Origin of the sequence: Pedobacter sp. PACM 27299, assembly GCF_001412655.1 — a bacterium.
Classification (GTDB): domain Bacteria; phylum Bacteroidota; class Bacteroidia; order Sphingobacteriales; family Sphingobacteriaceae; genus Pedobacter.
This window is the reverse complement of sequence record NZ_CP012996.1, coordinates 90,561-105,513: the sequence shown is the minus strand read 5'-3', so window position 1 is coordinate 105,513 and position 14,953 is coordinate 90,561. Positions and strand designations below refer to the sequence as shown.

At 40.7% G+C, this 14,953-nt stretch carries 16 protein-coding genes; 11 read left to right on the top strand and 5 right to left on the bottom strand.

Annotation, left to right across the window (positions count from 1 at the left end):
• Positions 1–37: 37 nt before the first annotated feature.
• The 5 genes from AQ505_RS00345 to AQ505_RS00325 all read left to right on the top strand — a co-directional run bounded on the left by AQ505_RS00345 (position 38) and on the right by AQ505_RS00325 (position 4,317).
• Positions 38–364, top strand: coding sequence for a DUF2752 domain-containing protein (locus AQ505_RS00345; protein ID WP_062546340.1), 327 nt, complete (start codon positions 38–40; stop codon positions 362–364).
• Complete coding sequence (locus AQ505_RS00340) at positions 357–716, top strand: TM2 domain-containing protein (protein WP_082461367.1); 360 nt, start codon at positions 357–359, stop codon at positions 714–716. Before AQ505_RS00345 ends, AQ505_RS00340 begins: the two co-directional genes overlap by 8 nt.
• 127 nt (positions 717–843) lie before the next feature.
• Complete coding sequence (locus AQ505_RS00335; protein WP_062546339.1) at positions 844–1,941, top strand: Nif3-like dinuclear metal center hexameric protein; 1,098 nt, start codon at positions 844–846, stop codon at positions 1,939–1,941.
• On the top strand, positions 1,941–2,684 hold the full coding sequence (locus AQ505_RS00330) for a zinc ribbon domain-containing protein (RefSeq protein WP_062546338.1): 744 nt from the start codon (positions 1,941–1,943) through the stop codon (positions 2,682–2,684). The genes AQ505_RS00335 and AQ505_RS00330 overlap by 1 nt, the downstream gene beginning before the upstream one ends.
• Positions 2,685–2,820: 136 nt before the next feature.
• Positions 2,821–4,317 carry a tetratricopeptide repeat protein gene (locus AQ505_RS00325; protein ID WP_062546337.1) on the top strand — a complete coding sequence of 499 codons (1,497 nt, stop codon included), beginning with the start codon at positions 2,821–2,823 and terminating at the stop codon, positions 4,315–4,317.
• 17 nt (positions 4,318–4,334) lie between these two features.
• Here the strand turns inward: AQ505_RS00325 and AQ505_RS00320 are convergent, their stop codons facing one another.
• The 4 genes from AQ505_RS00320 to rsfS all read right to left on the bottom strand — a co-directional run bounded on the left by AQ505_RS00320 (position 4,335) and on the right by rsfS (position 8,681).
• The gene (locus AQ505_RS00320) at positions 4,335–5,417 is read right to left on the bottom strand and encodes a 3-oxoacyl-ACP synthase III family protein (RefSeq protein ID WP_062546336.1); all 1,083 of its coding nucleotides are present in this window, start codon (positions 5,415–5,417) and stop codon (positions 4,335–4,337) included.
• 66 nt (positions 5,418–5,483) lie between these two features.
• Positions 5,484–6,128, bottom strand: a complete 645-nt coding sequence (locus AQ505_RS00315) for a LutC/YkgG family protein (RefSeq protein ID WP_062546335.1) — start codon at positions 6,126–6,128, stop codon at positions 5,484–5,486.
• Positions 6,129–6,185: 57 nt separating this feature from the next.
• On the bottom strand, positions 6,186–8,276 hold the full coding sequence (gene ftsH, locus AQ505_RS00310) for an ATP-dependent zinc metalloprotease FtsH (RefSeq protein WP_062546334.1): 2,091 nt from the start codon (positions 8,274–8,276) through the stop codon (positions 6,186–6,188).
• A gap of 30 nt (positions 8,277–8,306) precedes the next feature.
• Positions 8,307–8,681 carry a ribosome silencing factor gene (rsfS, locus tag AQ505_RS00305; protein ID WP_062546333.1) on the bottom strand — a complete coding sequence of 125 codons (375 nt, stop codon included), beginning with the start codon at positions 8,679–8,681 and terminating at the stop codon, positions 8,307–8,309.
• Positions 8,682–8,815: 134 nt separating this feature from the next.
• On the opposite strand from rsfS, the gene AQ505_RS00300 reads away from it, so the two are divergent.
• From AQ505_RS00300 to pfkA, 4 genes are all read left to right on the top strand, one after another.
• Positions 8,816–9,502, top strand: coding sequence for a biotin--[acetyl-CoA-carboxylase] ligase (locus tag AQ505_RS00300; protein WP_231634995.1), 687 nt, complete (start codon positions 8,816–8,818; stop codon positions 9,500–9,502).
• Positions 9,499–9,948: a protein-disulfide reductase DsbD domain-containing protein gene (locus tag AQ505_RS00295; protein WP_062546331.1), complete on the top strand. Its 450-nt coding sequence runs from the start codon at positions 9,499–9,501 to the stop codon at positions 9,946–9,948. The genes AQ505_RS00300 and AQ505_RS00295 overlap by 4 nt, the downstream gene beginning before the upstream one ends.
• A gap of 229 nt (positions 9,949–10,177) precedes the next feature.
• Positions 10,178–11,911 (top strand): protein-disulfide reductase DsbD family protein, encoded by a 1,734-nt coding sequence (locus tag AQ505_RS00290; RefSeq protein ID WP_062546330.1) that lies wholly within the window; start codon positions 10,178–10,180, stop codon positions 11,909–11,911.
• Positions 11,904–12,887 carry a 6-phosphofructokinase gene (gene pfkA / locus AQ505_RS00285; RefSeq protein ID WP_062546329.1) on the top strand — a complete coding sequence of 328 codons (984 nt, stop codon included), beginning with the start codon at positions 11,904–11,906 and terminating at the stop codon, positions 12,885–12,887. Before AQ505_RS00290 ends, pfkA begins: the two co-directional genes overlap by 8 nt.
• Positions 12,888–12,956: 69 nt before the next feature.
• Here the strand turns inward: pfkA and AQ505_RS00280 are convergent, their stop codons facing one another.
• Positions 12,957–13,277: a heavy metal-binding domain-containing protein gene (locus AQ505_RS00280; RefSeq protein WP_062546328.1), complete on the bottom strand. Its 321-nt coding sequence runs from the start codon at positions 13,275–13,277 to the stop codon at positions 12,957–12,959.
• 437 nt (positions 13,278–13,714) lie between these two features.
• On the opposite strand from AQ505_RS00280, the gene AQ505_RS00275 reads away from it, so the two are divergent.
• Both AQ505_RS00275 and rimM read left to right on the top strand, forming a co-directional pair.
• Entirely contained in the window at positions 13,715–14,284 is a 570-nt protein-coding gene (locus tag AQ505_RS00275) for a 30S ribosomal protein S16 (protein WP_062546327.1), read from the top strand.
• 138 nt (positions 14,285–14,422) lie between these two features.
• Positions 14,423–14,950, top strand: coding sequence for a ribosome maturation factor RimM (rimM, locus tag AQ505_RS00270; protein ID WP_062546326.1), 528 nt, complete (start codon positions 14,423–14,425; stop codon positions 14,948–14,950).
• Positions 14,951–14,953: the final 3 nt, after the last annotated feature.

Here is a 14,953-nt window from a genome sequence, read left to right as displayed (position 1 = left end):
TAGGACCATAAATTTCCTAACCAAATAATGCCTCTTGATGAAAATGCTGCACCGCATACCTGTTGAATTGATCTTCTGGATAACGGCCCTGGTATTGCTGGCGATAGCAGAACCAATACAGCATGGGCATATTCATCATTTTACCCTTTGCCCGCTGGCAAATATGGGGATAGAATGGTGTCCGGGATGTGGCATCGGCAGGGCAATCACCCAGCTGCTCCATGGAAATGTAAGAGAAAGTCTGGCGCATCACTGGTTTGGAATTCCAGCACTGCTGATCATTGGACACCGAATTATTGAACTGGTTAATAGGATAATAGATAACAATAGAAAATTAAAATATAAGGAGGAGAGATATGTTTGATTCACCATTTATGACACTGCCGGGTATCACACCTCAGGAATATTCTTACTTGCAGACTGCAACTACAGGATTTAGTGAACAACAATTAAGGGGATTTTTAATGATTTACGGAAGTAAAAGAAGAAATCCAGATGATATGGTACTGTACTGTATCTTGGGATTTTTCGTGCCCGGATTACCTAGGTTCCTGGTCAATCAGATCGGAATGGGCGTACTTTACTTCTTTACTTTAGGCTTGTGCTTTATCGGAACGATTATCGACCTGGTCAACCATAAAACTTTAGCCATGGAATACAACCAACGCATGGTTTTTGAAAGCTTACAAATGGTAAAAATGGGAAATATTCAATAAAAGATATAGCAATAGGAGCGCCGGTTCAATTTTTTGAACCGGCTTTTTTTTGTCGTATTAAAATTGAGAAAAGCCTCCAAAATGATTAAGTTTATTTTATGCGGTTCAAATCGTAAATTTACAGCTTATGAGATTATCCATTTTAATAACACACCTGGAAGCCTTTGCACCGCTCAATTATCAGGAAGATTATGACAACTCAGGCCTGCTGGTTGGTCAGCCTGAAATGGAAGTACATGGCGCATTAGTCGCCTTAGATTGTACAGAAGCAATTGTAGACGAGGCAATAGCCCAAAATTGCAACCTGATCATTACCCATCATCCTATTGTTTTCAAAGGACTGAAAAAGATCACCGGAAAAACTTATGTGGAAAGAGTAGTCCTCAAAGCCATCCAGAATAACATCGCATTATATGCCATCCATACCAACCTGGACCATGTAAAATATGGCGTTAATGGCGTCATCGCGAAAAGACTCGGACTAAAAAATGCCAAAATCCTCAGTCCAAAAGGGTCATTGCTTAAAAAACTCGTTACTTTTTGTCCGGTAGAACATGCTGAGGAGCTCAAAGAAGCACTTTTTGCTGCGGGAGCAGGAAACATCGGCAATTATAGTGAATGTAGTTTCAATGCTACCGGTACAGGAACTTTCAAAGGAAACGAACACACTGATCCTTTCGTTGGAGAACCAGGTATCCGTCATCATGAAGAAGAAATCAGGATTGAAACGGTATTCATCGCCCAAAATGAACGCAAGATTCTTCTGGCACTTTTAGAAAATCATCCTTATGAGGAAGTAGCCTACGACATCTACCAGCTCGAAAATAAGCTCGATACCGTAGGAGCGGGCATGATCGGCTGGCTGGACGAAGCCATGGAAGGCAGAGCATTCCTCAACCTGGTCAAAGACCGGATGGATGCAGTCGTGATCAGGCACACCAAATTACTCCCTAAAAGAATCAGAAAGGTCGCAGTATGTGGCGGTTCCGGAAGCTTTCTGCTCAAAGAAGCGATTGCTGCGGGCGCCGATGCGTTTGTAACCGCAGATTTTAAATACCATGAGTTTTTTGATGCCGATGAAAAATTAGTCATCGCAGATATCGGACACTTTGAGAGTGAACAATTTACATCTGATTTGTTGATAGATATTATTCAAGAAAAATTTCCTAACTTTGCAATCCGTTTAACGGAGCATAACACAAACCCCATAAATTATTTCATTTAATGGAACAAACTGTAGAGCAAAAGCTAAAAGCTTTATACGAATTACAAACCCTGCATACTAAGATCGATAAAATACGTCAAATCCGCGGTGAATTACCAATGGAAGTGGCTGATTTAGAAGATGAAGTTGCTGGCCTGGAAACACGTATACAAAAATTCAAAGGCGAATTGGATGATACTGAAGATGCCATTGTAACGCGTAAAAACATGATCAAAGAAGCTCAGAACTTGATCAAGAAATATGAGACCCAGTTAAAAGATGTTAAAAACAACCGTGAGTATGACGCCTTAACTAAAGAGGTAGAAATACAAACACTTGAAATTCAGGTTTGTGAGAAGAAGATCAGAGAGCATGGTTTTGACATCGCAACGAAAAATGAGGTTTATGAAAAAGCATTAGCTGATTTAGAGTCAAGAAAAAAAGATCTTGAAATTAAAAAAGGCGAATTGCAAACCATTACTGCTGAAACGGAAAAAGAAGAGCAATCACTAGCTAAAAAATCTGAAAAAGCAGAAACTCTAATCGAGGAAAGACTGTTAACCGCTTACAACAGGTTAAGAGGGAATGCAAATAACGGATTGGCAGTAGTAACTATTGACCGCGATTCATGTTCAGGTTGTTTCAACCAGATCCCGCCTCAACGTCAGCTTGACATTCGTCAACGTAAGAAAATTATCGTGTGCGAGCACTGTGGAAGAATCCTTGTGGATGAAGCCCTAACGCAAGAAGTAGCTCCAGTATAATCACAAATTATCGAATATAAAAAAGGCCGGAATTTATTTCCGGCCTTTTTTCGTTGGCCCTGTTTTTTATCTTTGAAACATTGTTGCCACATTGCTGTTAACCTTTATTAATTCCTTACTGTACAATGTATCTATAATGACTGAAATAAAATCTTTTTATACCCGATTATCTCTTTTTATCCTCCTTTTAACAGTACCTACGGCTGTTTTTGCCAATTTCGACTTCAATGCCAATTGCCTCCGGGCTTATCAGAATATCTTTGAGCTCAAACTCAATACCGCAAAAGCATTGATCGCCAATGAGAAAAAAGTAAACCCTAAAAATTCGATCATCCCGCTGCTTGAAAATTACGTCGATTACTTTCATTTACTGACTACAGAAAGCAAAGCCGATTTTGATCAGCTAAAAGAAAACAAATCAAAAAGACTGGATCAGATAGAAGGGGATGATAAAAGCTCGCCCTATTACTTGTATGCACAGGCCGAAATTAACCTGCAATGGGCCTTAATCAGGGGACGTTACGGCGAATACTTTACTGCAGCCAGGGAGATTAAAAAGGCCAACGGATTGCTGCAGGAAAACACGAAGAAATTTCCGGGATTCCACCTCAATTCCAAGGGACTGGGCGTTATTAATGCTTTCCTTGGCAACCTGCCTGATGGGATGTTAAAAAGTACATTGGCTACTTTTGGCATTAAAGGCAACCTGCAATCCGGTATGAACATGCTGGATAACCTGGCCGAAAACCTACCAAGATCAACGTATGAGCCTTTTTATGAGGAAGTGGTATTCTACTATGTATTTGTGCTCAACGACATTGCACACAGCCCGAATGCTTATCAGAAAACTATGAAATATACAGCCAGAATGGCCGATAGCAGTTTATTGAAAGCTTATTTGCAAGCGGCTGTATGCGCTAAAACCGGGCACAATGCTGAAGCCATACAGATCTTGCAAAATCGGCCTTCCGGTAATTATTATACTTCATTTCCTTACCTGGAGCTGCTCACAGGCACAGCAATGCTCAATAAATTAGATGTTTCCGCTGCTGCGTATTTCAATCGCTTTCTGCAGCAAAATAAAGGCGTCAATTACATTAAAGATGCCCACTTGCACTTGGCTTGGGTTTCTTTATTAAAAGGCGATACAGGAGCTTATTCAGGCTTTATTACGAAAGTAAAAAACAATGGTTATGTCTATCAGGAAAAAGACAAGCAGGCGCTCAATGAAGCGAATGGTCCAATGCCTGATTTAACCCTTTTGAAAGCACGTTTACTTTTTGATGGAGGATATTACAGCAAAGGAGTGGAAGTATTATCAGCTCGTAGAGCAGAAGATTTTAGTGCGGGTAGAGACCGTACGGAGTATTATTACCGTTTAGGACGTTTATACGATGACCTGGGTAAGGATGATGCCGCTTTGACGAATTATCAGCTGGCCATCAGCAGCGGAAAACAATTGAAATATTACTTTGCGGCCAATGCTGCATTACAAATGGGGAAGGTGTACGAAAAGCAAAAAAACATGAGCAAAGCAAGGGAAAGTTTCAATACTGCCATTCAAATGAAAAACCATGAATACGAAAGCAGTATTGAAACTCAGGCCAAAGCCGGGTTAAACCGGATTAAATAGCCATATTTAATGATAGATTAAAACCGATAAACAAAAGCATTGATGTGCATCCCTGCGCCAACAGAAGCAAATACTGCATAATCGCCTTTATTGATCTGATAACCATTTACATTTCCTTTCCAGACTAGGTCTAGCAGGGTAGGAACGGTGGCTACAGAGCTGTTTCCAAGCCAGCAGATAGACATTGGAACCAGATTTTCCGGAACACTATCAATATCGTATAATTTGAATAGACGTTTCATGATGGCATGGTCCATTTTCCCATTTGCCTGGTGAATGAACACAATTTTAATCGCAGTAATGTCAACACCTGCCTTGTCAATAGCTTTCTTTACAACCTGTGGAACATTGGTTACCGCAAATTCATAGAGCTTGCGGCCGTTCATTTTAAGGTAAGCATTGCCATTGTCTTCTGCTGGATTGTTACTGCTGCCCATCTGTAACAGGGAGCCGTAATTCACCGCGTAAGTCTGGGTTTTATGTGCAATAATACCCAGATCTTCCGAAGTAGACTGGCCTTCAAAAACGACTGCAGCAGCACCGTCTGAGAAAATCATAGAATCCCTATCATGAGGATCAGTAATCCTGGACAGGGTTTCTGCACCAATGACCAATACTCTTTTAGCATCTCCGCTTTGGATCAGGTAATTCGCCTGAATAGCACCCTGTACCCAGCCCGGGCAACCAAAGATAAGGTCATAGGCCACACAGTCAGGATTGTTGATCTCCAGCGCTTGTTTCACTTTAGCCGCAAGGGAAGGTAAAATGTCCATCCGGTTAGAACCGAGTTTCACATCGCCAAAATTGTGACAGAAAATAATGTGATCCAGGCTCTCTTTATCAATCGAAGCATGGTCAATTGCACGTTGTGCAGCAATCACCGCAATATCACTGTTCGTCATATCATCATCCACGTAACGTCTTTCTTTGATCTCTGTGATCTCGCTAAACTTATGGATGATTTCATGAATATCCTTCTCCAGCACTACGCCATTGTCGTAAAATGTGGAATTCAAAAAGGCGTCACCTGAGATGATATTTTCTGGAATATAACTGCCAGTACCTATAATAACTGAATGTATGTTTGTTTTTTCGCCCATTTTGAACCGGATACTGAATTGGTGTACAGTATAAAATTAGGATTAATTAATTGAATTGTGAAACGATTAGCTAAAATCGTCAATTAAAATTACAAATAATTCCTTTGGTCCATGTGCGCCAAGTACCAGAGTCTTTTCAATATCGGCAGTTCTGCTGGGACCGGTAATCGTGCTGATCATAGAAGGAAGCTGATCCGCATATTTGTTTTTGATGAGTTTAAAGGCATCTTTTAAATCCAGTACCAGCTGACCGGTCCTGGCAATGATGATGTGGTGATGAGGGAAAATGCTCAGCCTTCTTCCGGCTGCATTCTCATTGGAAACCATTACCGAACCATTGCGAGCAATTAAAGCTTCGCAAAGGGTAATGCCTACTTCCGCCATTTCAAAGTCCTTATCGGTCTGATAAAATGGGAATTCGTATTCTGACAAAAGGTTTTGTAATTCAGGCTCCCAGCAATAGATTTTTCTCCAGTTGAATCTATCTGCCAATTGCAGCATATTTTCGATGAAATCCATTCCGTTTTCGCAATAAATAAAGTTACCGGAAACGGCAGTCAGCTCTTCAGCGAACATGATTTCCAGGAATTCATCGCTCTTAGGATACAATGGGGTATCTTCCAGATTCGGATAAGGGTTGTCACGCTTTTCCAGAAGCGCCTTCCTTATCTTTTTTAGTATTAACTCTTTAGAAGATCGGTTTTCTTGCATAAAAAAAAGGAGAAACCGCCAGCACATGATCGTACTGGCGGTTCCTCATAAATGTGTTTAAGATTCTGTTTGAGCAGGGCTGGTAGGAGCCGATACATCGGTTGCCTCGCCAACACCTTGGTGCAATAGACCCTCAGCAGCCGGTTTCTGATCACCTGTACCATTTACGAATTCATCATAAGTAGTGCGGTTGTCAAAAGGACGTTTGCCTAAAATCTCTTCCAGATCTGCCTGGAATAAAATCTCTTTTTCTAAAAGTTTCTGAGCCAGTTTCTCTAATCCTTCGCTTTTATCTGTTAAGAGTTGTTTCGTTCTCACGTAGACTTCTTCAACTAACTTACGCACTTCCACATCAATTAATTCTGATGTTTTCTCTGAGTAAGGTTTGTTGAAGTTATATTCATTCTGCGGATCATGGAAAGATACATTACCAATTACCTTATTCATACCATAAATGGTAATCATGGCATAAGCTAATTTTGTAATGCGTTCCAGGTCATTCTGTGCACCAGTAGAAATCTTACCGAAGATAAGGTCTTCTGCTACACGTCCGCCCATCGTCATACACATGCCATCAGTAAGCTGCTCTGTAGTGTACAGGAACTGTTCTTTTGGCAGGTATTGTGCGTACCCAAGGGCAGCCACACCGCGAGGAACAATCGATACTTTTACCAATGGATCTGCATGTTCCAGGAACCATCCTGCAATCGCATGACCCGCCTCATGGTAAGCAACTATTCTTTTTTCTTCCGGAGAGATGATTTTATTTTTCTTTTCTAATCCACCAATTACACGGTCAATCGCATCCTGGAAATCCTGCATATCTACAAATTTCTTGTTGCGGCGTGCGGCGATTAGTGCAGCTTCATTACAAACATTCGCGATCTCAGCACCAGCAAAACCTGGAGTCTGTGCAGAAAGCTTTTTAGCATCTACAACTTCATCCGTCTTAATAGGCTTCAGGTGAACTTTGAAAATCTGCTCACGGCCCACTAAATCTGGTTTGTCAATAGAGATCTGGCGGTCAAAACGACCTGGTCTCAGTAATGCAGAGTCCAATACATCCGGACGGTTAGTTGCAGCAAGGATGATAATTCCTGAATCTGTACCAAAACCATCCATCTCTACCAATAGCTGATTTAACGTGTTTTCACGCTCATCATTTCCACCCATCATACTGTTTTTTCCTCTCGCACGACCGATCGCATCCACCTCATCAATAAAGATAATACATGGTGCTTTATCTTTCGCCTGCTTGAACAAATCACGTACCCTGGAAGCTCCAACTCCTACAAACATCTCCACAAAGTCGGAACCCGATAGAGAGAAGAAAGGAACCTGAGCTTCACCAGCTACAGCTTTCGCCAATAAAGTTTTACCAGTACCAGGAGAACCTACCAATAGCGCGCCTTTAGGAATTTTACCTCCTAAATTCGTGTATTTCTGAGGGTTTTTAAGGAAATCGACGATCTCCATTACCTCTTGTTTGGCTTCTTCCAGACCGGCAACATCATTAAATGTGACGTTAACCTGGCTTTCTTTGTCAAATAGTGTTGCTTTAGATTTCCCAATATTGAAAATCTGTCCGCCACCACCACCAGCGCCACCGCCCATGCGGCGCATAATGAAAATCCAGAACCCGATAAATAACAATACCGGAATAATTACGGTGAAGAACCAAGAGTTAAAAGTACTTTGTCTCGTCTCTTTTTCCGCCAGGATCTGCTGATCAGGAGGGATATTTTTCTGAGCCTCTTTTAATTGCGCATCCAGCGCATCCATTGATCCTGCGGTAAAATATACCAATGGACCATTCTGTGTGCCGAAATTATTTTTGCTGATGTACTTTTTATACTTCTCCTCATTGAGTTTGTCTTTCTTTATATACACTTCAACCTTAACGAGGTCTTCATGTTTATAGGCAACCAGTTTTTCAACGTCACCAGGCAAAAGCATTTGAGTTTCGAAAGTACGGTAAGTAACATCCTTGGTCGTATCTGCACTAAATAAAAACTGCAGTAAAAACAGACCTAAAATAATTGCCCCATAAACCCAAATAATATTGAATTTAGAGCCTTTTTGAGGCTTTTTAGGAATATTCGGTATTCTCTTAATTAACTTAGGTTTTGTATTCGGGTTCTCTTTCATCTTGAGTCAAAAATGTTTTTGTGTAAATGATTAAGCGCTTTGATAGCTGGTAGATTGGGCATCACCCCATAAATCTTCTATACCATAAAACTCGCGCTTGTCAGTCTTAAAGATGTGAATTACTACATCAAAATAATCTAATATGATCCAATCTGCACCTGCTTGTCCTTCTTTTCTCCAGGGATCGGTTTGTGTGTTTTTATAGATTTCTTCTTCTACGCTATCCGCAATTGCCTTCACATGGGTAGCTGAATCTGCATGGCAGATGATGAAATAGTCAGAAACAGAACTGTTCAGTTCACGTAGGTCTAAACGCACAATATCTTTCCCTTTTTTTTCCTGCATGCCGTTTACGGCTATCTCTGAGAGGTATGTAGAAAGGATTACATTTTTCTTTTTTACCATTAAAATTTTTTAGTTTTGATAAACAAATATACAATCAACACTTGCAAAATAACACTTTTTCAACATTATTTGTTGGTCAAAATCTTATCAAATTATTAGAGGTTGATTCTACCAATAACTTTATAAAACTCTTGGTGTCAAAATCCGAGCCATTAACGGAAGGAACTGTTATTATGGCAGATCACCAATTCGCAGGAAGAGGACAGCAAAGCAATGTATGGCATACCGAACCCGGATTAAACCTCACTTTTAGCATTTACCTCAAGCCGGCTTTCTTGCCAATAACCAAGCAATTCCTGCTTAATATGGCCGTAAGCATCGGTATTAGGAATGCACTGCAGCTTTTTATTCCCGAAGGAATCAAGATCAAATGGCCCAATGATATCTACCATAACGACCGTAAAATGGGAGGTGTGCTTATCGAAAATATCCTTGCTGGAAGCACTTTTAAAGCCAGTGTCATCGGGATTGGTCTCAATGTAAATCAGTCGACTTTCGCTCCGGAACTCGAAAACCGAGCAACTTCGATGAAGGGAATTTTAAAAGCGGATGTTAATTTATTTCAGGTATTAGCAGAAATTTGCAGCAATATTGAAAAACAGTACCTCCGTTTAAAGTCAGGAAATTATAAAGACATGATCACTGATTATGTCAGTGGACTGTATAAATTTGATACACTTTCAAGCTACCGCCAAAATGGCGAGATAATTGAAGGAAAGATCATTGACGTGACCGAAACAGGGATGCTTGTTGTCCTGGTCGACGGAGAGAAAAAAGAGTACAATTTTAAAGAAATAGAGTTTTTAAATCACACAACATGAAAAAAATCAGTTTGATCCTATCATTCGTATTATTCACGGTGATCGGTGCCTCTGCTCAAATAGAGAAACCGGTAACCTGGTCCTATGCCGCAAAAAAAATAAGTAAAACAGAAGCCGTTGTGTATATGAAAGCTACGATGGACGAAGGATGGCATATTTATTCGCAAACCCTGAAACCAGGCGGACCGAGTCCAACCATTTTCAGTTTCCCAGCTTCAAAAGACTATACCCTGGTAGGGAAAACTACAGAGCCAAAAGCAACGACTTACTTTGATGAGAATTTCAAAATGAACGTAAGTTATTTTGGTAAACAAGTGATTTTCCAGCAAAAAGTGAAACTAAACAAAGCAACTGCAACTGTCAAAGGAAAAGTTGAATTTATGGTGTGTAACGACAAACAATGTTTGCCTCCAGAAGAAGTGAGCTTCAGCATTCCAGTGAAATAAACGGAATAAAAGCACAACAATATTAGCGATGGGATTTCTCTCATCGCTTTTTTTATGCCCATTCATTCAGAGAGTTATCCGTCCAACGTAAAATTATAGCCCATCCGCCCATATTGAAAGCCTTAAATAAAAAATAATAACTAATTTCACGCCCTTATCATAAAGAGAATTGCCGTTTAAATGAATTTTCCCCATTTATGGTGAGCCTTTAAGTAAAACACACACAAGAATGAAGAGATTATTTTTAATGCTGAGTCTAATGCTGCTGTTTACCGCAGCCCTAAACTCAACGGCTTTTGCAGCTATGCAAAAACCAGATACTGCCGCTACAGAAGAAGAACTTGTTTTTACCGAAGTAGGTTCCTCCCAAGATAGCATCGCAAATAACATCGTCAAAGACACGGTAAAGAAAGATACTGCAGTCAAAATGACTACAGCAACAGATACAGTAGCCAAAGCTGCAATTGCAACTACCGACACCTCCATTCCTGCAGAAGCAGACAGAACCCTTTGGGAAACGTTTATTGCAGGATTAATAGGCGGATTTATCGCCTTTCTAATGCCTTGTATCTTCCCAATGGTGCCCCTTACCGTCAGCTATTTTATCAAAAGAGCAGGAAGTAAACAGGGAGGAATCGGACAGGCATTGATCTATGGAATCTCAATTATTGTCATTTATGTGGCCCTAGGCTTATTGATTACCGTACTTTTTGGTTCGGCAAAACTCAATGAACTCAGCTCTAGTGGATACTTTAACTTTTTCTTCTTTATCCTATTAGTCGTCTTCGCTATCTCTTTCTTTGGTGCTTTCGAGATTACACTCCCAAGCTCTTTAGTCAATAAAATTGATCAGAAAGCAGATAATAGCAAAGGTTTAGGAGGAATATTCTTTATGGCGGCCTCTCTGGCGCTGGTTTCCTTCTCTTGTACCGGACCAATTATCGGAACTATTTTAGTCCAGGCGAGCTCTAAAGGAGATATTCTTGCCCCTGCAATCGGAATGTTTGGTTTCGCATTGGCATTGGCATTGCCCTTCACTTTATCTGCAATCTTCCCTGGATTCTTAAGCGCAATGCCTAAATCTGGTGGTTGGTTGAATAGTGTAAAAGTATGTTTGGGCTTCCTGGAACTGGCATTGGCCTTGAAATTCCTTTCTGCTGCCGACCTGGTTTGGCATTGGGAATGGTTCGACCGTGAGTTGTTCCTGGCCTTATGGATCGTGATCTTTATTCTGATGGGTATTTATCTGCTAGGAAAGCTGAAGTTCTCGCACGATAGTGACGTCCCTTACGTTTCCGTTCCAAGGTTATTCTTTGCCATCATTTCTTTATCATTTGCAGTATACCTGGTTCCTGGATTATGGGGTGCACCAGTAAATGTGTTGAGTGGCATTGCTCCGCCAATGAATACACAAGATTTTATCCTGAATGGCAATGGAGGGGGGGCAGCATCTGCTGCTTCCAGTAGCTTCCCTGCCAGCGTAAAATATAATGAAACACTGAAACCGCCAGTAGGATTCAATGCTTTCTTTGACCTGGATGAAGGGTTAGCCTACGCAAAAAGCGTGAATAAACCAGTCCTAATTGACTTTACAGGACATGCCTGCGTGAACTGCCGTAAGATGGAAGATAAGGTTTGGATTGACAAAGAAGTAGGAAGAATCATCAAAGAGGAATATGTCCTGATCCAGCTTTATGTGGATGAGCGGAACATCAAAATGCCAAAAGATAAAATCCACTATTCGGAAATCTTAAGGACTACAACGGACGACCTGGGTAGGTGGAACGGAGATTTTCAAGCCACAAAATATGGCTCGAATTCACAGCCTTACTACGTACTTGCAGGCCATGACCTGAATCCTCTGGTAAAACCTCAGGGCGCAATTTTCGACGCAAAGGAGTACGCTGCATATTTACAAAGTGGTTTAGATAAATTTAAAAACGCTGAAAAACCAAATGAATAAAATTAAAAATATAGGAGTATTAACTTCCGGTGGTGATGCCCCGGGAATGAATGCTGCCATTAGGGCAGTGGTAAGAGCGGCAATCTATTATGATTTGAAAGTTACCGGTATATTAAGGGGCTATGAAGGTCTGATTCATGGCGATTTCTTCGATATGGACCGTAAATCTGTAGCCAATATTATTCAACGTGGCGGCACGATCTTGAAAACAGCCAGAAGCGATGCCTTCCGTACTAAAGAAGGTAGAGATGAAGCTTACAGACAATTAAAGGCAAATGATATTGATGCACTGATTGTGATCGGTGGGGATGGTACTTTTACTGGTGCACATTTACTGACTACAGAGTTTGATTTTCCAGTAGTAGGCCTGCCTGGTACCATTGATAATGACCTGGAAGGAACCGATTTTACCATCGGATACGATACAGCCATCAATACGGTGATCAATGCCGTAGATAAAATTCGCGATACTGCAGAGTCTCATGACCGTCTGTTTATCGTAGAAGTAATGGGACGTGATTCCGGACTGATTGCTTTAAGAAGCGGAATCGGTGTAGGAGCAGAGGCGATCATGATTCCTGAAGCCAATATGGGTGTAGAAGGTTTGGTAACGAGGTTGGCTTCCGGAAGAAAAGACAAATCTTCAAAAATTATTATCGTTGCCGAAGGTGATGAAGTAGGAGGTGCATTTAATGTAGGCGAAGTCTTGAAAGAGAAATTCCCTCATTATGACATCAGAGTTTCTGTGCTTGGACACATTCAGCGTGGTGGTAAACCAAGTTGTATGGACCGTGTATTGGCCAGTACGCTTGGAGTTGCTGCCGTAGAAGGATTGCTCGCTGGGCAATCAGGTGCGATGGTTGGACAGATGAACAGAGAAATTATCTTTACGCCTTTTGACCACGCCATCAAACATATCGATGCTAAAGAGATCACACCAGCCTGGTTAAAGTTGGTGGAGATCCTTTCTTTATAAAATAACTGCCCTTAAAAAGTGAGGATATTGCCTCCATAAAGTGCTGAACTTTATGGAGGCTTTTTTTTGTTATTCAATCACTACTGCCGTTCCCGTCGCTGCAACCAATAGCATGCTGCCGCCACTGCCTACGGTTTCATAGTCCAGATCAACGCCAATAATGGCATTTGCACCCAAGGCTGAAGCATATTGCTGCATTTCGTTAATGGCCGTGTCTTTCGCCTCTCTCAATACCTGTTCATATGAACCGGATCTTCCACCCACCACATCGCGGATACTGGCGAATAAATCTTTGAAAATGTTTGCGCCGATAATCGTTTCGCCGCTCACCAGGCCAATGTATTTCACTACTTTTCTGCCTTCTATCGAATTCGTTGTCGTGACTAGCATAATTTATTTTTTATTCAATTTGATGTGGATCTGAATCCGATGTTACAAATTTAGCGCCTAAAAATTAGGAATCGCTCAAAGTATCAGCAGATGGAATAGAACTATAATGGTTGGAGAGCAGATGGATTGTTGCGGGCTGCATCAGATCAAAGAAAGGGAATGAAAGGTTCTTCCAGGGCAGGGGGCCCTACAAGGCCCTACCAGTCTCCAGCCAGGAGCCCGCCAGAACCCAATAAACTATATTGTCATTTCAGGTACTTTTAGGACAAATCCTTATCCCACTGACCTTCAATTCCCCTGCGCTTCAAATCGGTAAAGCAAGTCGAAAATAATTAAAAAATAATGCATCTTGCTAATCAATAGGATTTTACTTACTTTTGCACTCCCGCAAGCGCGTTGCTCCGGGAACTATGTTGAATACATAAACTATATAAGAAATGTCGACTAAAATCAGATTGCAAAGATTCGGTAAAAAAGGTAAGCCTTTTTTCCACGTAGTGGTAGCGGATTCCCGTTCACCAAGAGATGGTAAATTCATTGAGCGTTTAGGTTCATACAACCCAAACACCAATCCTGCAACCATCGAAATCAATTTCGATAAAACTTTAGACTGGGTTAACAAAGGTGCTGAGCCTACGGATACTTGTCGTGCTATCCTTTCATACAAAGGTGTTTTATACAAAAAACATTTACAAGGTGGTGTTAAAAAAGGCGCTTTAACTGAAGAACAAGCAGAAGCTAAATTTGCTGAGTGGTTAGTGGGTAAAGACGGTCAAATCGAAGGTAAAAAAGACAACTTGACTAAATCTAAAGATGAAGTTAAGAAAGCTGCTTTAGCTGCTGAAGCTAAGAAAAATGCAGATCGCGCAGCTGCTTTAGCAATCAAAAATGCTCCAGTAGCAGAAGAAGTTGTTGAAGAAGAAGTGGCAACTGAAGAAGTAGCTGAGGAAACTCCTGCAACTGAAGAAGCTCCTGCAACAGAAGAGAACAAAGAAGAACAAGCATAATATTTTTGTTATTCTGAACAATAGCGAAGAATCTTCCATTGGAATGTATTCTTCGCTATTTTCATTTAAGCCAGATTTTTTTGCTGAGCATATTAAGACGCAATTTCAGGAAAGCCTGGAAACATTAAGGATACGATTATGAAGATTGAAGAAGCATTTTACATTGGTTACATCACCAAGACTAAAGGATTAAAAGGAGAGGTACAGCTATTTTTTGAATATGATGAACCTGATTTGCTGGAACTGGATGTCGTTTTTGCTGATTTTAATGGGAAATTAGTGCCTTATTTTGTCTCTACTTATAAATTACAAGTCAATAATACCGCCAATATCTATTTCGATGATGTAGATCATATCGATAAAGCTCAGCCTTTATTGAAGAAAAAAATCTACTTGCCACTTACAAAAATGCCAGACCGTTCTAATGATGAATTTCATTACAATGACCTGAAAGGGTACTTGGTTTCTGATGAAAATCATGGTGAACTCGGAGAAATTACTGAAATAAATGAATATCCTCAGCAATTTGTGGCCACAGTGATTTATCAGGAAAAAGAAATTATGTTTCCACTCAATGACGACCTGATCGTGGAGATTGATGAAGAAGAAAGTATCCTTCGTGTACACCTTCCTGATGGCTTGTTAGACATTTACCTTGAAAATTAATTT